We start from the raw sequence: 20,975 nt of genomic DNA, 5'->3' as shown, positions 1-20,975 counted from the left end.
GGTGGGCGCAGGCGGACCCTCACCCCTCGTCCGCCCGCGAGGGCGCCGGGCCCCGGTCGGACGTCGCCCCCGTCGGCGGCCCGTCAGTCGTGCCAGGCTCCGTGGTCCTCCAGCAGCCGCTGGAGCGGCTCGAAGACGCCCGGGGTGGCGGCGACCGCGAGGTCCCAGGACGGGCGGTCTCCGGGGCGGCCGCCGGTCAGGGCGCCCGCCTCGCGGGCGATCAGGTCACCGGCCGCCAGGTCCCAGGGGTGCAGCCCGCGCTCGTAGTAGCCGTCGAGGCGCCCCGCGGCGAGGTCGCACAGGTCGATCGCGGCCGAGCCGCCGCGCCGGATGTCCCGCAGCAGGGGGATCAGCCGCCGCGCCACGTCGGCCTGGTGGGTGCGGACCTCGGTGACGTAGTTGAATCCGGTCGACACCAGGGCCTGGTCCAGGGGCGGCGAGGGACGGCAGGTCAGCCGCCGCTCGCCCGCCCAGGCGCCGGTGGCCCAGGCGCCGCCGCCGCGCACCGCGTGGTACGCCTCACCGCGCATGGGGGCCGCGACCGCCCCGGCCACGGTCTCGCCGTCCTGCTCGGCGGCGATGGAGACGGCCCAGGTGGGCAGGCCGTACAGGTAGTTGACCGTGCCGTCGAGCGGGTCGATCACCCAGCGGATGCCGCTGCTGCCCTCGGTGGAGGCGCCCTCCTCGCCGAGGAAGCCGTCCTCCGGACGGCGCTCGGCGATCAGCGTGGTGATCAGCTTCTCGGCCGCGATGTCCATCTCGGTGACGACGTCGATCGGGCTGGACTTGGTCGCGGCGACCGCGAGGTCGGCCGGGCGGCCGTCCCGCAGCAGCTCACCCGCGCGGCGGGCCGCCTCCCGGGCGAGTTCCAGCAGTTCCACGTGCAGGGGGTCGGTCACGGTACTCCTCACGCGTAAGGGCTGTCGGCACCCGCGGCGGCGGGGCGCGGGGCGCGGGCCGGGCAGCAGCCCACCGGGCAGAGATCGTGGCTGGCGCCGAGCGCGCCCAGGGCGCACGGCGTGACGTCCTGCCCGCGTTCGGCGACGGCGCGTTCCACGACCAGCTCGCGGATCGCGGCGGCGAACCGCGGGTCGGCGCCGACGGTCGCCGAGCGGCGCACCGGCAGGCCCAGCTCCCCCGCCTTGGCGGTGGCCTCGGTGTCGAGGTCGTAGAGGACCTCCATGTGGTCGGAGACGAAGCCGATGGGGGCCATGACCACGGCCGGGACCCCGGCCGCGTGCCGCTCCTCGAGGTGGTCGCAGATGTCGGGCTCCAGCCAGGGGATGTGCGGGGCGCCGGAGCGGGACTGGTAGACGAGCTGCCAGGGGTGGTCGACGCCGGTGCGCTCACGGACGGCGTCGGCGATCAGCCGGGCCACGTCCAGGTGCTGCCGGACGTACGCGCCGCCGTCGCCGTGCCCCTCCACCGGGCCGGAGGTGTCGGCGGCGGAGGTGGGGATCGAGTGGGTGCAGAAGGCGATGTGCGCGCCGTCCCGGACGTCCTCGGGAAGGTCGGCGAGCGACCGCACGACCCCGTCGATCATGGGCTCGACGAAGCCGGGGTGGTTGAAGTAGTGCCGCAGCTTGTCGACCTTCGGCGGCTCCAGCCCTTCCGCCTCCAGGGTGGCGAGGGCGTCGGCGAGGTTCTCCCGGTACTGGCGGCAGCCGGAGTACGAGGCGTAGGCGCTGGTGGCCAGGACGAGGATGCGGCGGCGGCCGTCCCGGACCATCTCGCGCAGGGTGTCGGTGAGGTAGGGCGCCCAGTTGCGGTTGCCCCAGTAGACCGGCAGGTCCAGTCCGTGGTCGGCGAAGTCCCCGCGCAACGCGGCCAGCAGGGCGCGGTTCTGGTCGTTGATGGGGCTGACCCCGCCGTAGAGGAAGTAGTGCTGCCCGACCTCCTTGAGGCGTTCCTTGGGGATGCCGCGCCCGCGCGTCACGTTCTCCAGGAACGGGACCACGTCGTCCGGGCCTTCGGGACCACCGAAAGAGAGCAGGAGCAGGGCGTCGTAAGGGCTGGCATCGAGCACGTCAGGCATGTCTCGATCCTGCCACCCGGCGCCGACGGGCGGGACGGGGCGGGGGTGTCACCAGCCGCGGGACGGCGTTTCCGGGTGCATTAGGGTGACCTGACCCGTAAGTTGTACCGACAGCGGTCGCGCCTTACCGAGACCTTCGGAGACCCCCGTGCCCAGCCCCTACCGCGCCCTGTTCGCCGCCCCCGGCAGCAGGGCCTTCTCCGCCGCGGGGTTCCTCGGCCGGATGCCGCTGTCCATGATGGGCATCGGCGTCGTGACGATGGTCTCCCAGCTCACCGGGGAGTACGGGCTGGCCGGCGCGCTGTCGGCGACCATCGCGCTGGCCGCCGCCGTGGCGGGCCCGCAGGTCTCGCGCCTGGTGGACCGGTACGGGCAGCGGCGGGTGCTGCGCCCCGCGACGCTGGTCTCGCTCAGCGCGGCGGCGGTGCTGCTGTTCGCCGCGCACTACGGGTGGCCGGAGTGGGTGCTGTTCGTCGCGTGCGTCGGCATCGGCTGCGTGCCGAGCGTCGGCTCGATGGTCCGGGCCCGCTGGGCCGCCCTGTACCGGGGCACCCCGAAGCTGCACACCGCGTACTCGTTCGAGTCCGTGGTGGACGAGATGTGCTTCATCTTCGGACCGATCGTCTCCATCGGACTGTCCACGGCCTGGTTCCCGGAGGCCGGCCCGCTGCTCGCGGCCTGCTTCCTGGCGGTCGGCGTCTTCTGGCTGACCGCGCAGCGCGCCACCGAGCCCGAGCCGCACCCGCGCGAGCACACGGGCGGCGGCTCGGCACTGCGCGCCCCGGGCCTCCAGGTGCTGGTCGCGACGTTCGTGGCGACAGGGGCCGTCTTCGGCGCCGTGGACGTGGTCACCGTGGCGTTCGCCGAGGAGGAGGGGCACAAGGCCGCCGCGAGCGTGGTGCTCGCCGTGTACGCGCTGGGTTCCTGCGTGGCGGGCGTCGTGTTCGGACTGCTGCACTTCGCGGGGGCGCCGGAACGCCGTTGGCTTCTGGGCGTGTGCGCCATGGCCGTGAGTATGATCCCACTCCTACTGGTCGGGAACCTGCCGTTCCTGGCCGTGGCGCTGTTCGTTGCGGGTCTGTCCATCGCTCCGACGATGATCACGACGATGTCCCTCATCGAAGAGCACGTACCACGCGCGCAGCTCACCGAGGGCATGACCTGGGTGAGCACCGGGCTCGCGGTCGGGATCGCCACCGGTTCCTCCGCGGCCGGCTGGGTGATCGACGCGGCCGGGGCGCGTGCCGGGTACGGGGTTCCGGCGGTGGCCGGGGCCGTCGCGGTCGGGGTGGGGTTCCTCGGGTACCGCCGGCTCGAGCGGCCGGCTCCGGGTCGGGGAGGCTCCGTTGGGCAGCACAGCGAGCACGGGGAACGGCACATGGCGTAACTGGGGCGGCACCGTCCGCGTCCGTCCCGCGCGGGAGACCGCGCCCGCCTCCGTCGACGAACTGGCCGCCGCCGTGCGCCGGGCCGCCGAGGACGGCATGCCGGTGAAGGCGGTCGGCACCGGGCACTCCTTCACCTCCATAGCCGCCACCGACGGCCTGCTGATCCGCCCTCACCTGCTGACGGGCATACGGCACGTCGACCGCGCGGCCGGCACGGTCACCGTGGAGGCCGGCACCCCGCTCAAACGGCTGAACCTGGCCCTCGCGCGGGAGGGCCTGTCGCTGACCAACATGGGCGACATCATGGAGCAGACGGTCTCCGGGGCCACCAGTACGGGCACCCACGGCACGGGCCGCGACTCGGCCTCCCTCGCCGCCCAGATCCGGGGCCTGGAACTGGTCACCGCCGACGGCTCGGTGCTCACCTGCTCCGCGAAGGAGAACCCGGACGTCTTCGCGGCCGCCCGGATCGGACTCGGCGCCCTCGGCGTCGTCACCGCGATCACCTTCTCCGTGGAGCCGCTCTTCCTGCTCACGGCCCGCGAGGAGCCGATGCCCTTCGACCGGGTCTGCGCCGACTTCGACCAGCTGTACGCCGAGAACGAGCACTTCGAGTTCTACTGGTTCCCGCACACCGGCAACACCAACACCAAGCGCAACAACCGCAGCGCGGGACCGGAGCGGCCGGTGCCGCGGTTCAAGGGCTGGTTCGAGGACGAGTTCCTCTCCAACGGGGTGTTCCACGCGGTCAACCTGGTCGGCCGCGCGGTGCCCGCGAGCGTTCCGGCCATCGCGCGGATCTCCAGCAGGGCGCTCTCCGCGCGGACGTACACCGACATCCCGTACAAGGTGTTCACCTCGCCGCGCCGGGTGCGCTTCGTGGAGATGGAGTACGCCGTACCGCGCGAGGCCCTGGTGGAGACGCTGCGGGAGCTGAAGGCGATGGTCGACCGCTCGCCGCTGCGGGTCGGCTTCCCCGTGGAGGTGCGCACCGCGCCGGCCGACGACATCACGCTGTCCACCGCGTCCGGCCGGGACAGCGCCTACATCGCCGTCCACATGTTCAAGGGCACCCCCTATCAGGGGTATTTCACCGCGGCCGAGCGCATCTTCACCGCGCACGAGGGGCGGCCCCACTGGGGGAAGATCCACACACGGGACGCGGAGCACCTCTCCCGGATGTACCCGCGCTTCGGGGAGTTCACGGCGCTCCGGGACCGGCTCGACCCGGAACGCCGGTTCCGGAACGACTACTTGCGGAGGGTCCTGGGGTCGTAGAGGATTCGTTGCACGGCGTGCCAATCCACGCAGGTGGCCCAAATGGAGTACTGTTGCGAGCCCTGGGGCCGGTCTCCCGTCAGGGTGCCCGGACCTCGAGGACCGCCGGGAGGGGACTGGTTGCACAGGGTGAGGCAGTTGGTCACTTAGCGTTGCGAATAAGTAACCGTGCCATAACGGCGATCCAGGGCCCGCGCCCGACACGCCGGGCAACTCGGCAAGGTTGTGGCAGGCTGCACCCGGGCAGGCCACACTCGACTAGCGGAAGCAGCGACGCACGTGACGTCGGCAGGCACCACCCGGGAGGTCCCCATGCCGGAACTGCGTGTCGTGGCCGTCTCGAATGACGGCACACGGCTGGTGCTGAAGGCTGCGGACAGCACGGAGTACACGCTTCCGATCGACGAACGGCTCCGCGCCGCCGTGCGCGGCGACCGTCCCCGCCTCGGCCAGATCGAGATCGAGGTGGAGAGCCACCTCCGCCCCCGCGACATCCAGGCACGCATAAGGGCCGGCGCGACCGCGGAAGAGGTCGCCCAGATGGCCGGCATCCCTGTGGACCGCGTACGCCGCTTCGAGGGCCCCGTCCTCGCCGAGCGCGCGTTCATGGCCGAGCGCGCCCGCAAGACCCCGGTCCGCCGCCCCGGCGAGAACTCCGGTCCCCCGCTGGGTGAGGCGGTGCAGGAGCGGCTGCTGCTGCGCGGCGCCGACAAGGACACCGTCCAGTGGGACTCCTGGCGCCGCGACGACGGCACCTGGGAGGTGCTGCTGGTCTATCTGGTCGCGGGCGAGCCGCACTCGGCTAGCTGGACGTACGACCCGCCCCGGCGGCTCGTCCAGGCCGTCGACGACGAGGCGCGCTCGTTGATCGGCGAGTCCGACGACCTCGCCGCGCCCGAGCCCAGTTTCCCGTTCGTGCCGCGCATCGCCCGGCTGCCGCGGGACCGCCCCGGCGACCGCGAGCGGACGAGCCTGCCCGCGCAGGCGTCCGAGCCCGACGAGGAGTCCCTGACGGCCACGGCATCGGGTGAACGGGACTCGCTCACCAGCCTGCTGGAGGCGGTGCCGAGCTTCCGGGGCGACCTGGTGGTGCCGGAGCGCGCGCCCGAGACCGCCCCCGAGGAGCCGGACCCCGAGCCCGAGGCGGAGGAGCCACCGGCCCCCGCGGCCTCGGCCGGGGCCGCGTACGCGGACGTCCTCATGCCGCGTTCCGTCAGCAGCCACCGGGACCGGCTCATCGGCTCGACCGACCGTCAGGCCGAGGCGGACGGCGTCCGCCCGGGCCGCCGCGCGGCGGTGCCGAGCTGGGACGAGATCGTGTTCGGGACGCGGCGGAAGAAGCAGGAGTAGCCCCTTCGGGCGGTCCGCGTCCGCGACCGGTTGACGTGACGTGAGGGGCGCCCGCCGTGCGGCGGGCGCCCCTTCGTGCGCTTCGGAGCCGGCCTACCGCGGGTCCGGACCCACCGCGACCGGCCGCCCGGGGTCGGACGACCACTCCGACCAGGAACCGACGTACAGCGCCGCCGGGATGCCCGCGACCGCCAGCGCCAGCACCTCGTGCGCGGCGGAGACACCCGAGCCGCAGTACACGCCGACCGGTGAACCCTGCGACACGCCCAGCTCCTTGAAGCGGGCGCCCAGTTCCCCGGCGGACAGGAAACGGCCGTCGGCGCCGACGTTCTCCGTCGTGGGCGCCGAGACCGCGCCGGGGATGTGCCCGCCCACCCGGTCGATCGGCTCCACCTCACCCCGGTACCGCTCCCCCGCGCGGGCGTCCAGCAGCACCCCCGAACGCGCCAGCGCCGCCGCGCCGTCGGCGTCGAGCAGCCCGGCAGCCCCCGGCACCGGCACGAAGTCCCCCTCGGCCGGCTGCGGCACCGACGTCTCCAACGGGCCCTCCCAGGACGGCAACCCGCCGTCCAGGACCCGCACGTCCGGGTGACCCGTCCAGCGCAGCAGCCACCACGCGCGGGCGGCGCCCCAGCCCAGGCCCCCGTCGTACACGACCACCGGCGCGGCGGACGACACGCCCGCCCGCCGCATCGCGGCGCCGAACACCTCCAGGTCCGGCAGCGGATGGCGGCCGTGCCCGCCCGGCGCGGACGCCAACTCCTCGTCGAGGTCGACGAAGACGGCCCCCGGAAGGTGCCCGGCCCGGTACGCGGCCCGTCCGTCGAACGGCGGCGCGCCGGCCGCCGCGGCCAGGCTGAGCTGCCAGCGCACGTCGAGCAGCACCGGCGGGTGGGGGCCCGCCAGCGCGCTCACGAGTTCGGATGCGGAGATGATGGCGTTCATGGCCACCATCCTCGCGTACGGAGTGGCCGATCCGTCCCCGTCCGGCTACTCTGCTCGGCCGGACGACCCCGATCACCGGTTGTATCGACTCGATCACACAATGCACAACCGATCGACACCCGCCGGCGAGCGCGCCGAAACGGACGAGGACCCACGTATCGGGCATCCTCCGGGAGCGAGGCCCGCGCGGGGCGTGCGCCGGCGCGGACCGCGGCCGGCCCCCGGCCGGCCCGGGGATCACCCGCGGATCGCACGCGATGCGGCCCCACCGGGTCGAGGAGAGCACGGCCACCGCGCGGCGGCCGAGGAGAGAGTGACGATGACCGACGCACGGGGGAACGCCCACCCGAACGGCGGGACGCCCGCTCGGCACACACCCGGCACACCCTGCTGGGTGAGCCTGATGGTGCACGGCCTGGACGCGACCGAGGAGTTCTACGGAGAGCTGTTCGGCTGGGAGTTCCGGCCCGGCCCCCGGCAGCTCGGCCCGTACGTGCGCGCCCTGCTCGACGGACGTGAGGTGGCCGGCATCGGCGTGCTGCCGCCGGACCGTGATCTGCCGGTCGCCTGGACGCCCTACTTCGCCTCGGACGACGCGGACCTGACGGCGGACGTGGTGCGGTCGTGCGGCGGCACCGTCGGGGTGGGCCCGCTGGACGCCGCCGACACCGGCCGGCTGGCGATCGGCTCCGACCCGAGCGGCGCCGTCTTCGGCGTCTGGCAGGCGGCCGCGAGCCCGGGCACCGCCGTCACCGGTGTGCCCGGCGCACCGGCCTGGAACGAACTGACGACCTTCGAGGCGGCCGGCGCCGCCAAGTTCTACACGACCGTGTTCGGTTACGACGAGGAGCCGGCGGCCTCCGCCGACCCCGACCGCGTCACCCTGCGCCTGGACGGCCGCCCGGTGGCCGGCGTCCACGGCGTGGGCAGGGCCCCCCTCCGGGACCGGGGCCCGCACTGGACGACGTACTTCACGGTGACCGACACCGACGACGCGGTGGGCCGGGTCCTCCGCCTGGGCGGCCGGGTCCTGGCGCCGGCCCGCGACGGGGACCACGGCCGCGTCACCCTGGTGGCGGACCCGGAGGGGGCACGGCTGGCACTGCTGCAGGGTCCGCGCTGACGCGCGGACTCCCGCCTGCAGTCGGCGGCTTCCGCGCGACCTACTTGACGACGTAGAGCGTCTTCGGCCAGCCGTAGCGCTTGGCCTTGGCGAAGAGGTCCTTGATGTCGGCCGGCTTCAGCTTGACGCAGCCGTTGGAGTAGTAGTCGCGCGTGCCGTCCCAGCGCTCGGGCTCGATGGTGCCCTGCTTGCCGTTCGGCTTCATCTCGCTGTGCACGAACAGCTCCGTGCGCTTGGTGCCCTTGCTGCACTTCTTGTCGGACAGCTTGATGACGTAGCCGTTGATGACGCCGTCGAAGTCGGTGCGGTGGAACTCGATGGTGTACTTGCCGTTCTTCGTGGTGGTCCCGGGCAGCCACCCCTTGCTGACGGCGCACTCGTTCTGGCTGCCGTTGCCGGAGCCGGCGCGGTACTTGGCGACGACCTTGTCCTTGGCGTTGGCGACGCTCTTCATCAGGTAGAGCTTGGAGTTGATCGGATCGGACGTGTTCTTCTTGAAGTACAGGTAGTAGCTGCCGCTCGCCGCACGGGCGTCCGGGGCGGTCGCGGTCGTGGTGACGGCGAGGCCGCCGACCAGGGCGGTGGTGAGGGCGAGCGGGGCGATGCGGGTGCGCAGACGGCGCGTGAGCATGGGACGACTCCTTCTGTCGTGAACGGGTCCGGTGTCGGCGCCGCGTCCGGTCCACCCCCGTGGGTCCGGAACGCGGCGACAGCACCGGAGTCTTGGCGGGCGGATCCTGTCCGGCAACGGTTTGGGGCGTCCGGGACAGGAGAGGGCCGTCCGGCCTGGTCAACGGCTCCTCCGGACCGTGCGATCAGGTTGTCCGATACACGCCGGACAGGAGTTGCCTCCCGTGTCGGGGGTGTCGAGAATGACGCCATGGTGGTCTCGGAGGGCGTGAATCCCGCGGACGCACGAACCGCACGCGAGTACGTCGCCCTGCTGCGGGAGCTCAAGGAGCGCAGTGGACTGACCTACCGTCAGTTGGAGCAACGGGCCGCCGAGCGCCACGAGGTGCTGGCGCGCAGCACCCTGGCCGACGTCCTGCGGCGGGACGCGCTGCCGCGCGCGGAGGTGGTCGCGGCGCTGGTCCGGGCGTGCGGCGCCGAGCGGGACGTGCCGGAGTGGCTGGCGGCCAGGGAACGGCTGGCGGCCGGGGACGTTCCCGGGGCCGAGGGGACGGATCAGGAACCGGAACCCCCGGTCCGGCCGCCGGAGCCGGCGGGCGCCGGCCGCGGCAGGACCGCCCTGACCGTCGCGGTCGCCTCCCTCGGCACGGTGGCACTGCTCGCCGTCGGCGCGGTCCTGCTGACGCAGGACGAAGGGAGACCCACCGACGGCGCGGCGCACGGGGATTCGGCCACGAGTCCGTCGGCCGCCCCCGGCCCGGCCGCCGGCTTCTCACGCGTCCGCCCGGCGCGCGCACCCGAGTTGTGCCTGACCGACGGGGACGTCCGCGCGGACGGTTCCGGGGAGTCCAAGCTGCTCGCGGTGCAGCGGCCCTGCACGGAGGCCGTTCCTCCGCGCGTGTCCCTCCGGCGGGCGGACGACGGCCTGTACCAGATCCTGTTCGACCACCCGGTGCACGGCCCCGGCTGCCTCACCGTCCTGGGCGACGGCGCGTTCCGGGGCACCCTCGAACCCTGGACCGACTGCCGGGCGGGCGGCGACTCCCAGTGGTTCCGCATCGAGCGGGCCGACGGCACGGACCGGTGGCGGCTGCGGTCGGCGCGGGACGGCGGGCTGTGCGTGGGCATCCGCGGGAGTGCAAAGGAGGCGGGCGCGGCGGCCGTGGCGGAACGCTGCGCGGAACGCGACGGCGACGACCAGGTGTTCCTGATCGGGCGGGAGTGAGGACCAACCGTGTGAACGGCGCCCACCGGCCGCGGCGGCCGGAGCTCCGGCACAGCACGGAGCCGGCCGAACCCGTGGGCTACATCCCCATGACCGCCACCACCGCCGCCGTCCTGCGCCCCGGGGCCGAGCCGGTCCCCGACCCGCGCTCCTCACGTCGTGTCAGGCGCCTTCGGGCGGACGCCACCGCCCCGACGTGAGATCGTCGAGGAGGCGCCGGCCGGCGACGGTGAACGGGTGGTCGGCCCCCAGGCCGCGTTCCCGCCTGGCGACGACGTCCGTCATGACGCCGGCCGCCGTCTCCACGTCGCCCTGCGCGGCCCGGGTCCGGGACAGCAGCTGCCGCGCCGAGAGCACGAGCGGGTGGTCGGGTCCGAAGCGCCGCCGGTACGCCTCGGTGACGAGCCGGACCTCCTGGTCGGCCTCGTCGAAGCGGCCCAGCAGGTACAGCGCCCAGGCGTGGTTGTGGTGGGCGCCCAGCGTCACCGTGTGGTCGGGGCCGAGGCGCCGTACGCACTCCGCGGGCAGGGAGAGCAGCTCGCCGTCCTCTTCGGCGGCCAGCTCGGGCGCGGACAGCAGGACCAGCAGGCTGGAACGGGAACGCAACGTCAGCGGGTGGGCGGGGCCCAGTGTCCTTCGCCTGCCGGCGACCGTGGAACGGAGGAGCGAGACGGCCTCGTCACGGTGTCCGAGGTTTCCGAGGACGAGCTGGAGGCCGTGGCGGGTGTCCAGCGTGTCGGGGTCGTCGGACCCGAACAACCGTTCCTGAGCCGTGTGGACGCGTCGGAGCAGCCGTTCGGCCTCGGCGTACCCGCCCAGCCGGAAGAGCGCCCGTCCGACGCGGGAACGGGCGGCCAGGACGAGACGGTGCTCCTCGCCGAGCCGCCGTTCACCGAGGTCCGCGGCGGCCCGGGCGGTCTCCCGGGCGGACAGGTAGTCCCCCGTGCGGTGCAGGGCGGTGGACAGCCTGATCACCGCGGCCAGGGCGTCGGCCGATGCCGACGGGTCGCCGGCGCGCCGCAGCAGGGCGAGTCCGTGCGGCACCAGCAGCCGAAGCCGTGGATCGTACGGACCGGCGTCGGGCACACCCGGCACGGCCGCGTCGAGCAGTCGGACCGCCGTGGCGTGGAGCGCCGGGACCATGTCCGCCGGGGTCGCCGCGACGACGCTGTCGAGCAGCACCGCATGGCTCTGCACGCACCGCTCACCGACGTCGACCAGTTCGGTCAGCGACTGGTCGAGCAGTGCCCTCAGGGCCGTCTCGCAACGGGCAGGCGGCAGGGCGCCGCCGATCTCGGCGCGGTTGAGCAGGGACAGCGGCAACGGCTCGGGCGCGAAACGCGACAGGAGCCTCAGCAGCGCGGTCGCCTCGGACAGGCCGCGGGCCTCGAACGCGTCGAGCGTCAGCTGCCACGTCAGGCCCACCAGGTGCCGGGGGTCCTCCTCGGACAGGGCGTCGGCCCCCCGGTCGATGAGCTCGACGCCTTCTCCTTCCTCCAGGCGGCGCCCGTAGGTCTCCATCGTCCAGGGGTCGAGCACTTGCCGGGAGAGGAAGCCGCCCGCCAGCGTGAGGGCGAGCGGCAGCCGGCCGAGCCGGTCCGCGATCCGGGCCGCCTCCTGCTGTGTGCCGCTGTGCGGGGCGAGGTCCCGTAACACCCGCGCGGCGTCCTCCCGCGGCAGTACGCCGATGTGCTGCAGCTCCGCCCCCGGCCACCAGCGGGCGGCCGGCCTGCGGGTGGTCACCACGACCGTGCCCCGTGGGCTGGTGCGCAGCCAGCTGCCGTCCCGGAGGATCTCGGGGTGGTCGGCGTTGTCGAGCACCAGCAGCCAGGGCTCGGCGGAGCGGTCGAGGCGCTGCCAGACCAGGTCGGCGGCGGGGCGGAGCCCGTTGCGGGCCGCCAGCAACTCGGCGTCGCCCGCCCCTCGGTCGGCGGCCACGGCGAGCATGCCCGCACGCAGGCTCGCGCGGTCGAAGGCGCTGACCCACAGTCCCACCCTGCCGTGTTCACCGGTGGCCAGCTGGAAGAACGTGTAGGCGACCGCGGTCTTGCCGCAGCCGCCCATGCCGTACAGCACGTAGACCTCGCCACCGCGCTCTTCCCGTACGCTCGCCCGCAGCCGGTCCAGCACCTCGGTGCGGTCGCGCAGCACGACCGGGGGCCGGCCGACCGCCGGGCGGCGAACCGAGTCGGGGCCCTGGGGCGCGGCCGTCCCGTCACCGGGCCCGCCGTGTCCGCCGTAGTGGTGGTGTTCGCTGATGTGCTGGTCGCCCGAGGTCTGGTAGACCCGGCCACGGTCCTCGGCGTGGCCGTCCATCCCGGCCGTCATCGCCGGGCGTGGTGCTGGTCTCGTCCGGCCTGACGGATGCGGGCGTGGCCGGACACGCCGGCGGGCCGGGGGACGCTCTCCCGAGCGCGCTCCCGGGCGTCGGTCGTCGTCGGCGTGACCGGTGTGACTCCCGCGCTCCGCGCGAGTAATGCCGTCTCCGGGTCCACAGTTCCCCCTGCCCGATACACTCGAATTTTCAGATTATACGCTAATTGGCACGCATCTGCCGTGATTCGACAAGGCGCCCTTTCATGAATGTCCATCGTCGCACCCCCGCGCCGGACGGGACAACGAGGGCACGGTCGCGGATTTCTCAGCGTGTCCACTTTTCGCGCGGTCAAGTCGTTATGTTCACTGCTAAAGTAGCGGGAATCCGATCCATCCGAGGGGGCGATGGCCATGAGCAGACCATGGGAAGCGGATCCCGCCACGACATTCAAGCGGCGCCTGGGGAAATCGCCGCAGGAACTGGGGCACACGACCGACAACCCCGACTGCCCCGACATCTGGGAGCTCGAGAACGGCGACATCGCCGTCATAGGCCGTGATCTCACGGAACCGCTCGGCGGGAAACTGCCCGCCGGGGTCTCCGTCGGAGCGGACGAGCGGATCGTGGTCGTCCCCAGGAACATGTTGATCGCAGCGAAACCGGATATCCCGAATGTTTGACTCCTTCCCGCACGGACCTTCGGAACGCGCGGAACGCATGGATCGCCCCACATACCATGCGGACTTCCGTCGCGTCTACGAGAGCGGAATTCGCCACCTGAACAAGCTCGAACGGGGGCAGAATTTCAAGGAACGCGGGTTCGCCAGCTGGGAGGCCTTCGCCGCCGGGGAATGGGACCGCGCACTCTCCCTCATCCAGGAGAAACGCGACGTCTACGCCCGGCAGTTCCGCACCGCCGCACGGCTGGGAATTCTGGAGCGCCGCCTTCGCGTCGTGGAGTTCCCGGTGACCCCGTACGTGCAGTGGGAGCTCTTCGTCCTGCGCCTGCGCGTGGAACTGGGCGACCACATCAGGGTGCTCGACGCCCGCGACATCGCGGACATCGAGCAGAGCCGTCCGGTCCCCGAAGTGGTGATCCTCGGGGACGACGCCCTGTACGAGGTGCTCTACGACGAGGACGGGAACGCGGCGGGAGCCAACCGCTTCACCGACCGGGCGCTGATCCGGGAGACCTCGGCCGGCTTCGACGCGCTGTACGAGCGGGGGGACGACTTCCACGCCTTCTTCGACCGGGAGATCGCCCCGCTCGCCCCGCCCGTGGTGGTCCACTGAGGGCCGGCCGGCTCCGTCCTCAGCCCGTCCCCAGGGCCGTACCGACTGCGCCGCCCTCCCAGCCGTCGGTGGTGCGCCAGATGACCTCGACCGTGAAGACGTCGCGGAGGGAGCCGGTGGACCACGGCTCGGCGGGCGGTTCGGAGAGGACGAGGTAGAGACGGTCGGCCTTGCCCGGCAGGGCGTGGTCCACTTCCAGGAGCCGGGCCGCCCCCGCACGGAGGTCGGCGTGGGACGTCCGGCCGGCGCCAAGGACCTCGTAGAGGTTCAGACCCGTGTCGGTGACACAACTGACGTCGACGACCGCGGAGTGCTCGGGCTGCCGGTCCGCGCGCAGGAGCGCCGCCATCAGTTCGAACCGCACGGCTTCGTGCGTCTTGCAGGTACGGTCGGCGGCGACAGCCGCTTCCAGGTGCCGGAGCAGGGCCGTGGCCGGATCGGCTGTCTGCGGGGCGGTGGTGGTCATGGTGCCGGACTCCTTCGGCGTGCTCTGCCGGGGCTGTTCGTACGGTTCGGAGGGCTCAGGGGTGTCAGTGGGGCTCCGCGGCTGAGGATCCGTGTCCTCGGCCGGGGCGGCGAGCCGCTGCCGCAGGGTCTCCCGTGCTGCGGCGAGCGCCTCCGACCAGCCGCTCTTCGCCAGCTCCGACCGGAACGCCTCGGACGTGAAGGTGTCCGACTTCAGCGCGTGGTGGGTGCTCACGCAGAGGTTCGACAACCGGTTCAGACCCGGCTTGTCGGGACGACCGAGGACACGCCACACGTCCAGCCAGTCAGGCTGGTTGAGTTTGACGCAGCGGTTGGCCATGCCTTTGAGCTCCGAGAGGCGGGAGCGGACGTCGTCCGGGATCTCGCCCGTCGTCAGTTCGTCGACGACCGCCACCGCGTCGAGGTAGCGCTCCAGCATGGTGGGCGAGATGGGCCGACGGCCGGAGTCGTCCGCCGTGACGAACGTGGCGCTTCCGGAGTGGCGCAGGACCCACGTGTCCAACTCCGTTCCGACGGCGGGCGGCGCGGCACCGTTCCGTACGGCCAGGAAGAGCGGGCGGCCCACGGTGACGTCGACGGGCTCGGCCCGGTACATGCCGCCGCTGAGGGAGACCACCCGTACGCGCAGGTCGGTTCCGACGCGCGGGACCTCCTCCCCTTCCGTCTCCGTGCCGGGGTGGGGTCCGGTCTCGGCCGGCCGGTGGTCGTCGGCGCCCGTCAGGGCCGGCGGAAGAGGAGCGGAGTGCAGGATCGTCAGGCTCTGGGTGCTCCGGGTCAGGGCGATGTAGAGCAGGCGCAGCCCGACCGGGTCACGGCCGGCGACCGCGGACGGTTCGACGACGAGGACGTGATCGAACTCCATCCCCTTGGCCTGCGAGGCGGGGAGCACGGAGACGGCTCCGCGTTCCTCGGCGGCGATGCCGTCCGCCTCGGCCAGCTTGTGCTCGATCTCGGCGGCCCACGCGGAGTCGTCGGGGACGACGACCGCCACGGAGCGCAGGCTGCGGCCGTCGGTGGTGCCGAGCAGGCGGCGGACGTGCGCCAGCGTCTCGGCGACGAGCGTGTCCGCTCCGGCCTCGACCACGCGGACGGCGTCGGGCCCGGCGTCGCGCACGGCCCGGGGATAGGGCAGCCCGGGCGCGATCGCGCGGGCCAGCGGGGCGGCGAAGTCCATGATCTCGGCCGGCACGCGGTAACTCGTGTTCAGTTCGGCCAGCATGCAGTCCCCGTGGTCGGACAGCAGCGTGCCGAGGCGGTCCCAGTCGGCGTAGGCATGGGGGCCGGTGGCCTGGGCCAGGTCGCCGAGCACGGTCATGGAACCGTTGACCGCGAGGCGGCGGCGCAGCGAACGGGCCTGCATGGGCGTCAGGTCCTGGGCTTCGTCGATGATGACGTGCCCGTAGTGGCGCGGGGTCTCGCCGGTGATGAGGTGGCGGAGCTCCTCGAGGCAGACCCGGTCGTCCAGCGTCCACGGTTCCTCGTCGGCCCTGGCCTCGCGGGGGCGGTGCAGGGCCTCCTGCTCGGCCTCGTCGAGGATGCCCTCGGCGCAGGCCCGGAGCAGTGCGGGCGAGTCGTAGAGGGTGCGGAGGGCCTCCGCCGGGCCCGGAGACGGCCAGACGCGTTCGACGAGGCGCTCGACCTGCCGGTTGCGCTCCAGGTCACGGCGGATCGTGGGGTCACCGCTGCGACGCGGGGCGACGGCGACGAGTTCACGCAGCAGGAGGTCGACGAGCAGACCGCGGAACCGGTCGCGGCGTTCGCGGTAGGAGCCGCCGCCCGGCTGCACCGCGTCCAGGGCGGCGAGGATGTCCGAGCGGGCCACGCGCAGGGTCGTGCTGCCCACGGTGACGACGAACGCGGGTTCGTCCCCTTCGTAGGAGGGCGCTGTGACGAGGTCGTCCAGGGCCGCCGGACGGTACTCGTCCTCGACGCGCCTCCGGAGCACGGCGGCCATGCGCTCGTCGGACTTCACCAGCCGGGTACGTGCGCTGTCGGTGCCGCGGATGTCGCCGTCCCACAGGCGGGACAGCTGCACGGCGTTGACGTCGCGGGTGCCGAGGGTGGGCAGGACCTGTCCGACGTAGTCGAGGAACCGCTGGTGGGGGCCGATGACCAGGATGTCCCGCGCCTTGAAGTGGTCGTTGTTCACCAGCCACGTCACACGGTGCAGGCCGACCGCCGACTTTCCGGTTCCCGGACCGCCCTGGACGACCAGGATCTCGGAGGGCGTCCCGGTGACGAGTGCCATCTGGTCGCGCCGGATGGTCTCGACGATGTCCCGCATGCGGCCGCTGCGCGAGCGCTGCAGGTCACGCAGGAGGAAGTCGTCGGGCTGCTGGGGCTTGCGGCGCTGGATGCGGGCGATGTCGCCGGGGGTGGGGGCTGGGCGTCCCGGGGTGTCCCGTCCGGTTTCCTCGCCCCGGGCGGCCGGCCGTCGGGGGGTCGACGGCTGCTCTGCCGTCTCCGGTGCGGTGCGCGGCCGGGGAACGCCACCGGTCGGAGCGGGCGCGACGGGGGCGGCCGGGGCGATGTCGTCGGCGTAGTCCTCGACGACCCGCTGGGAGCAGATGAGGCGCCGTCGCAGCACCACCTCCCCCGGCGATTCCGGTGACGCGTCGAACCACTTCTTCGCCAGGCCGTTGGTCCAGTCCACCACCACCTGGTTGTGGTCGTCGTCCCAGACGACCCGCCGCCCGATGTACCAGGTGGTGGTGCCTTCGGCCGGGTCACTGGCGTCGACGCGGCCGATGACCAGGCTCTCGCCGCTCAGTCCTCCGTAGGCCTCGGCCTGTTTCTCGGTCTCCTGCCTGTTGGCTATGCCGTCCTTCCCGGTGGCCGACGCCTTGGCGACGGACTCGCCGTTCATCCGGGCCAGCCGGGCCTCGTAGCAGTCGTAGGCGAAATCCACCTTCGTCTGCTCGAAGGCAATGACGTCCGCGTGGACGTCCGCGTGCGCGGGCACGCTCATGGTTCCCTCCCTCACGGTCCCTGGACCGCTCCGGGCGCACCGCGCCCGATCCCGTTCACAGAACTATCACGTCGTACGACATATCAGCAGGTCAGGACCTGTTGCCCTCGTTCCCGTGATATGCGTGTCCGCTCAGCGCGTCGTTGTCTCCCTGCGGAGCGGGCTCCCGAATCCCTTCTGCTGCGGGAACTCCACGGCCACTCCGGGCGCGGCGAGTTCCACGACGAGGGCCTCGACGGCTGCCCGCCAGGTGCGTACCTGGGCGTGGGTCGGGCCGAGTTCGTCGTGGTGGTACTTGCAGGCCGCGCTGAGCCGGTTCCAGAGGGCGTGGGCGCGGCGGGCCCGGGCGGGGCCGGCGTAGTGGTGCAGGCAGAGCAGCTTCGCGCGCATGCTGCGGAGGTCGCCGAGTCCCGTCTCCTCGGCAGCGAGGGCCGCGTCGACGGCTGCCTCCAGGGCGATGCGGAGGGCGTAGGCCGCGCCGCGGTCGCGGCCCGCGGGGGTCAGCGGGCCGCCGTCACCCGGGGCTTCGGTGAGCAGGTCGTCAGCGGTCGCGAGAAGTGCGACGACGGTGGGGGTGGCGGGCATCAGGCGTTCGCCTCCGGGGTGCGGATACGGGCGGCGAGGGCCTCGACCCTCCGGACGAAGGCGACCGGGTCGTGCGGGAGGAAGCCGCCGGGGTGGGCCCCCTGCTGGCACTGGTGGATGAGGGTCGTGCACTCGTGGCCGTAGAGGGTGCGGAGGCGGTCGCGGACCTCCTCGTCGGGGTGGACGGGGCCGTCGTCGAAGAGGGCGAGGGACGCGAGCGGGAGGAGCCGTTCGGTCGTGTCGATGGCGGCCTGGAGGTCTTCGACGGGGAAGCCGGTGCGGTTGCGGCGGAGCCAGGCCGCTTCGACGAGCGCCGTCGCCAGGGCTTCCCGACACAGGGACGGCAGGACGTGGCGCAGGGCCGTCTCGGAGCAGTTCTCTGTGTGGGCGAGGGCCATGGCGTTGTCGACGGCCTCCTTGACCGGGTCGGTGTCGCAGGTGACGTGCACCTTGGACTTCTCGCCGCGCTCCACCTTGAGCACGGTCACCGGCAGGCCCTGGCCGCGAAAGGCGTGCGGGAGGCGGGTGTCGTGGGTGAAGACGACGACCTGCCGGTCACGGCCGAGTTCGTCGAGCACCTGGGCCAGGCCGTCGACCTTCGCCGGGTCCATGGACTGCACGGGGTCGTCGATGACGACGAAGCCGAAGGGGCTGTCGGCCGTGGCGGCGCGGGGCAGGAACAGGGAGAGGGCGAGCGAGTGCAGTTCGCCCTGGCTCATGACGCCGAGGGCGGAGGCCTCGGTGTCGTCGACGGTGACGTCCATGACCAGCTTGCGGACGTTGGCCCGCTCGCTGCCGTGCAGGCCGACGTGGGTCAGGTCGACGCTGCTCTGCCGGCGCAGCTTCTCCCAGATCCGCTGCGTGTGGCCGGCGAAGGCGTCGACGCGCAGGTCACGGACCTCGGTCGTGAGCTTCTTGACCCAGGTGAGGGCGGCGTTGACCTCCGTCCGGCGGGGCCCTGCCGCCTCGGCCTCCCGGGAGAGGTGCGTCCACTCGGCGAGCAGGCCAACGACCGCGTGCCAGCGTTCGTCCATGGCCGCCAGTTCCTCGCGCGCCGCCCCGGCCACGATCGCGCACGCGTCCGTCAGCGTCACCGCCGCCTTCAGCGCGCGCTCGGCGAGTTCGACGGGGTCGGTGATCCGTCGGCAGTCGCCCCAGGCCTGCCACGGTTCGGCGAGCGCGGCCGGGATCTCCCGCGGCGGGAGGACCAGGTCGTGCAGGGCGCGCGTCGCGGTCCGCAGTCGGGCCTCGGCCTCGCGTACGGCCTCGGCCTCACGGAGGAGGGCGGCGATCTGCGCCTCGGCGCGCGCGGCCCACTCCCGGTCCAGGGCCTGTTCCGTGCCGCAGACCGGGCAGGCCGTGCCGTCGGCGTGGCGGTCGCTGTGGCGGAGCGCCGCCCGGAGCAGTTCGGCCCTGCTGTGGGCGTCGGCGGCCGCGGTGCCCTTCAGGTCGTCGACGTCGGCGACGGCGCTCCGCAGCGCGTCGACGGCGGCGCCGACCCGGTCGAGGACGGGGCTCTCGGCCTCGGCGGCGGCCTCCAGCCGGGCCTCTCGCAGTCGGCCCTCGTCGGCCGTGGACGCGCCGGCGATCAGGGCGTCGAGCACGGCGTGGTCGGGCCCGCCCTTCTCCTCCATCGCCACCAGGGCCTTGAGCGCCCGGTCGTCGTGTCCGACCTCCTCCAGGGCGGCGTGCAGGAGCGGCTTCCTGTCCTTCGCGGCGTTGACGACGGCGTCGAGTTCCTTCTTCGCGGCCGTCAGCCGTCGCGCGGCGGCGTTGAGGGCGTCGAGGCCGAGAATCGCGGCGATGTTGTCGTACATCTCGGACGGCTTGCCGTTGATCAGGTCGTCCAGGTCTGCGTAGGACAGGAAGGGGCGGTGGGCACGGGTCGCCTGTTCCCAGCCGGCCTGTTCCAGCGGCACGGTGCCGTGGCCCGGCCGCCTGAGCACGGCCTCGGAGTCGGTGAAGGCGTCACCGGTCCAAGTGCGGGTGAGGGTGCTCGGCGCCGGGTCGCCCTCGACGGTCAGCCTGGCCTCGACGACGGTCCGTTCACCCTGGTGCAGATTGCGCCAGCGGACGGCGTGGCTCGGGTGCCGGCCGGTGCAGTGGGCGTTGGTGCCGGTGAACAGGGTCTCGATCGCCTCGGCGATGCTCGACTTGCCGGAGCCGTTGCGGCCGACGACGAGGGTGACTCCGGGCTTGGGCTTCAGCTTGAGCCGGGTCTCCGAGCCGACGCCACGGAAGCCGGTGACGGTGACCTTGCCCAGGTAGAGGGGGCCCGCGGAGGTGCGTGCGCCGTCTTCGGCGTTCCTGGAGTCGCCGAGTGCCTCGCGGATGAGGACCTTCGCCGGTTCGGTGAGCTTCCGGTCGCCGGCCAGCCGGGCCTCCACCAGCTCGGGCAGCGGCAGTGCGTTGTCGGGGGTCCGGTCCGTCGCGTCGTCCATGGGGTGTCTCCCGTGATTCCCGTACTGACGTGGAAGGGGCGAGCACCGACAGGCGCCGGGGCGGTGGAGCCGTTGGGGGCACCTGTCGACGAACGGAACCGTAAGCACGGAAGGGAGCGGTGTGATGTCTCCTTCCTGATAACGGCGGTTATCAGGTCGGTTGACGACAACGAAGTGATCATTCGAGGCGGGGAGAGTGCCGGTTCACCCGCCTCGATGATCAGTTGGTTCGCTCCCTCGCCTCACCGATCCGTCTGTCCAATTCGGCGTCCAACGCGGCCTGCTCGCGCACACCGGGGTCATAGCCGTTCCACTCCCGCAGAGCGGCGCGTACCTGCTCGTACTCCGCCCAGACGGTCTTGCCCGGGCCGTCCGGGCGCGGGTGCCAGTCCCAGCGGGCCGCGAGCTGCGACACGAGGAGCAGTCCACGGCCGGTCTCCTCGACGCTGGCGGTGTTCTCCGGGAGGGCGGGGCGGCAGGGGTGGCGTTCGGTGCGGGTGTCGGTGACCTCGACGCGTACGGCGCGGCCGTCGGGAGTGGCGTGGAGGCGGAGGTGGAAGTCCCGGCCGGGGACGTGGCCGTGGCTCACGGCGTTCGCGGTGAGTTCGGCGACGATCAGCACGATCGCGTCGTGCGGGTCGGTGCCGTACGGGATGCCCCACGCGTCCAGGCGGACGGCCGCGAGGCGGCGGGCGAGACGGGCGCCGCGCGGGGTGGAGGTGAAGCGCATCTCGAAGGCGGGGCCCGGTGGCGAGGACGCCTTCAAGGGGGTGCAGGGGGTGGTGGGTTGGGTGGTGTCGGTGGGATTGATGGGTTTCGTCGTCACGACTCTCACGGTCCCGTCGGTCGCGTAGCGTGACCAGTGGTGACGCAGCGACAGGGGGCGGCTGTACCCGTGTTGTACGCGCGTG

The 20,975-nt window shown here is 72.9% G+C and carries 16 protein-coding genes; 7 read left to right on the top strand and 9 right to left on the bottom strand.

Features of this window, described 5'->3' with window-relative positions:
* Window positions 1-83 precede the first annotated feature (83 nt).
* Complete coding sequence (locus ADK41_RS06610) at window positions 84-899, bottom strand: inositol monophosphatase family protein (protein WP_030826306.1); 816 nt, start codon at window positions 897-899, stop codon at window positions 84-86.
* An 8-nt stretch (window positions 900-907) separates the two neighbouring features.
* Window positions 908-2,035 (bottom strand): ferrochelatase, encoded by a 1,128-nt coding sequence (locus ADK41_RS06605; protein ID WP_030826304.1) that lies wholly within the window; start codon window positions 2,033-2,035, stop codon window positions 908-910.
* Between the two features lie 148 nt (window positions 2,036-2,183).
* Here ADK41_RS06605 and ADK41_RS06600 point away from each other — a divergent pair, with 148 nt between their 5' ends.
* From ADK41_RS06600 to sepH, 3 genes are all read left to right on the top strand, one after another.
* A complete protein-coding gene (locus tag ADK41_RS06600) occupies window positions 2,184-3,422 on the top strand; it encodes an MFS transporter (RefSeq protein ID WP_030826302.1) in 1,239 nt (412 codons plus the stop codon).
* Window positions 3,382-4,701 carry a D-arabinono-1,4-lactone oxidase gene (locus tag ADK41_RS06595; RefSeq protein WP_030826300.1) on the top strand — a complete coding sequence of 440 codons (1,320 nt, stop codon included), beginning with the start codon at window positions 3,382-3,384 and terminating at the stop codon, window positions 4,699-4,701. Before ADK41_RS06600 ends, ADK41_RS06595 begins: the two co-directional genes overlap by 41 nt.
* A gap of 312 nt (window positions 4,702-5,013) precedes the next feature.
* The gene (gene sepH / locus ADK41_RS06590) at window positions 5,014-6,051 is read left to right on the top strand and encodes a septation protein SepH (protein WP_030826299.1); all 1,038 of its coding nucleotides are present in this window, start codon (window positions 5,014-5,016) and stop codon (window positions 6,049-6,051) included.
* 93 nt (window positions 6,052-6,144) lie between these two features.
* On the opposite strand, the gene ADK41_RS06585 is transcribed toward sepH, so the two are convergent.
* Window positions 6,145-6,996, bottom strand: coding sequence for a sulfurtransferase (locus ADK41_RS06585; RefSeq protein ID WP_030826297.1), 852 nt, complete (start codon window positions 6,994-6,996; stop codon window positions 6,145-6,147).
* A gap of 319 nt (window positions 6,997-7,315) precedes the next feature.
* Here ADK41_RS06585 and ADK41_RS06580 point away from each other — a divergent pair, with 319 nt between their 5' ends.
* Window positions 7,316-8,119: a VOC family protein gene (locus ADK41_RS06580; protein WP_030826295.1), complete on the top strand. Its 804-nt coding sequence runs from the start codon at window positions 7,316-7,318 to the stop codon at window positions 8,117-8,119.
* Window positions 8,120-8,159: 40 nt separating this feature from the next.
* On the opposite strand, the gene ADK41_RS06575 is transcribed toward ADK41_RS06580, so the two are convergent.
* The gene (locus ADK41_RS06575) at window positions 8,160-8,750 is read right to left on the bottom strand and encodes a L,D-transpeptidase family protein (protein WP_030826293.1); all 591 of its coding nucleotides are present in this window, start codon (window positions 8,748-8,750) and stop codon (window positions 8,160-8,162) included.
* A gap of 249 nt (window positions 8,751-8,999) precedes the next feature.
* Between ADK41_RS06575 and ADK41_RS06570 the strand changes: the two genes are divergently transcribed.
* Entirely contained in the window at window positions 9,000-9,974 is a 975-nt protein-coding gene (locus ADK41_RS06570) for an XRE family transcriptional regulator (protein ID WP_030826290.1), read from the top strand.
* Window positions 9,975-10,136: 162 nt separating this feature from the next.
* Here ADK41_RS06570 and ADK41_RS06560 read toward each other — a convergent pair whose 3' ends face one another.
* Complete coding sequence (locus tag ADK41_RS06560; RefSeq protein ID WP_030826284.1) at window positions 10,137-12,302, bottom strand: tetratricopeptide repeat protein; 2,166 nt, start codon at window positions 12,300-12,302, stop codon at window positions 10,137-10,139.
* Between the two features lie 399 nt (window positions 12,303-12,701).
* On the opposite strand from ADK41_RS06560, the gene ADK41_RS06555 reads away from it, so the two are divergent.
* Window positions 12,702-12,971, top strand: a complete 270-nt coding sequence (locus ADK41_RS06555) for a hypothetical protein (protein WP_030826280.1) — start codon at window positions 12,702-12,704, stop codon at window positions 12,969-12,971.
* Window positions 12,964-13,584: a DUF6879 family protein gene (locus ADK41_RS06550; protein WP_030826275.1), complete on the top strand. Its 621-nt coding sequence runs from the start codon at window positions 12,964-12,966 to the stop codon at window positions 13,582-13,584. Before ADK41_RS06555 ends, ADK41_RS06550 begins: the two co-directional genes overlap by 8 nt.
* A 19-nt stretch (window positions 13,585-13,603) precedes the next feature.
* Here ADK41_RS06550 and ADK41_RS06545 read toward each other — a convergent pair whose 3' ends face one another.
* The 4 genes from ADK41_RS06545 to ADK41_RS06530 form a co-directional block, all read right to left on the bottom strand.
* The gene (locus tag ADK41_RS06545; protein WP_030826272.1) at window positions 13,604-17,038 is read right to left on the bottom strand and encodes a HelD family protein; all 3,435 of its coding nucleotides are present in this window, start codon (window positions 17,036-17,038) and stop codon (window positions 13,604-13,606) included.
* A 132-nt stretch (window positions 17,039-17,170) separates the two neighbouring features.
* Window positions 17,171-17,623, bottom strand: coding sequence for a hypothetical protein (locus ADK41_RS06540; RefSeq protein ID WP_063756526.1), 453 nt, complete (start codon window positions 17,621-17,623; stop codon window positions 17,171-17,173).
* Entirely contained in the window at window positions 17,623-20,064 is a 2,442-nt protein-coding gene (locus tag ADK41_RS06535; protein WP_030826267.1) for an ATP-binding protein, read from the bottom strand. The genes ADK41_RS06540 and ADK41_RS06535 overlap by 1 nt, the downstream gene beginning before the upstream one ends.
* Before the next feature lie 220 nt (window positions 20,065-20,284).
* On the bottom strand, window positions 20,285-20,890 hold the full coding sequence (locus ADK41_RS06530; protein ID WP_380954654.1) for an ATP-binding protein: 606 nt from the start codon (window positions 20,888-20,890) through the stop codon (window positions 20,285-20,287).
* Window positions 20,891-20,975 lie beyond the last annotated feature (85 nt).

The sequence above is a fragment of the Streptomyces caelestis genome, assembly GCF_001279005.1.
In the GTDB taxonomy this organism is placed as follows: domain Bacteria; phylum Actinomycetota; class Actinomycetes; order Streptomycetales; family Streptomycetaceae; genus Streptomyces; species Streptomyces heliomycini.
This window is presented reverse-complemented; position numbering and strand designations above follow the sequence as displayed.

What these genes read in the sequence shown, in the direction of transcription:
- ADK41_RS06605 (WP_030826304.1), bottom strand. Translation starts at nt 2,035, where the DNA reads ATGCCTGACGTGCTCGATGCCAGCCCTTACGACGCCCTGCTCCTGCTC.
- sepH (WP_030826299.1), top strand. Translation starts at nt 5,014, where the DNA reads ATGCCGGAACTGCGTGTCGTGGCCGTCTCGAATGACGGCACACGGCTG.
- ADK41_RS06585 (WP_030826297.1), bottom strand. Translation starts at nt 6,996, where the DNA reads ATGAACGCCATCATCTCCGCATCCGAACTCGTGAGCGCGCTGGCGGGC.
- ADK41_RS06580 (WP_030826295.1), top strand. Translation starts at nt 7,316, where the DNA reads ATGACCGACGCACGGGGGAACGCCCACCCGAACGGCGGGACGCCCGCT.
- ADK41_RS06575 (WP_030826293.1), bottom strand. Translation starts at nt 8,750, where the DNA reads ATGCTCACGCGCCGTCTGCGCACCCGCATCGCCCCGCTCGCCCTCACC.
- ADK41_RS06570 (WP_030826290.1), top strand. Translation starts at nt 9,000, where the DNA reads ATGGTGGTCTCGGAGGGCGTGAATCCCGCGGACGCACGAACCGCACGC.
- ADK41_RS06560 (WP_030826284.1), bottom strand. Translation starts at nt 12,302, where the DNA reads ATGACGGCCGGGATGGACGGCCACGCCGAGGACCGTGGCCGGGTCTAC.
- ADK41_RS06555 (WP_030826280.1), top strand. Translation starts at nt 12,702, where the DNA reads ATGAGCAGACCATGGGAAGCGGATCCCGCCACGACATTCAAGCGGCGC.
- ADK41_RS06550 (WP_030826275.1), top strand. Translation starts at nt 12,964, where the DNA reads ATGTTTGACTCCTTCCCGCACGGACCTTCGGAACGCGCGGAACGCATG.
- ADK41_RS06545 (WP_030826272.1), bottom strand. Translation starts at nt 17,038, where the DNA reads ATGAGCGTGCCCGCGCACGCGGACGTCCACGCGGACGTCATTGCCTTC.
- ADK41_RS06540 (WP_063756526.1), bottom strand. Translation starts at nt 17,623, where the DNA reads ATGCCCGCCACCCCCACCGTCGTCGCACTTCTCGCGACCGCTGACGAC.
- ADK41_RS06535 (WP_030826267.1), bottom strand. Translation starts at nt 20,064, where the DNA reads ATGGACGACGCGACGGACCGGACCCCCGACAACGCACTGCCGCTGCCC.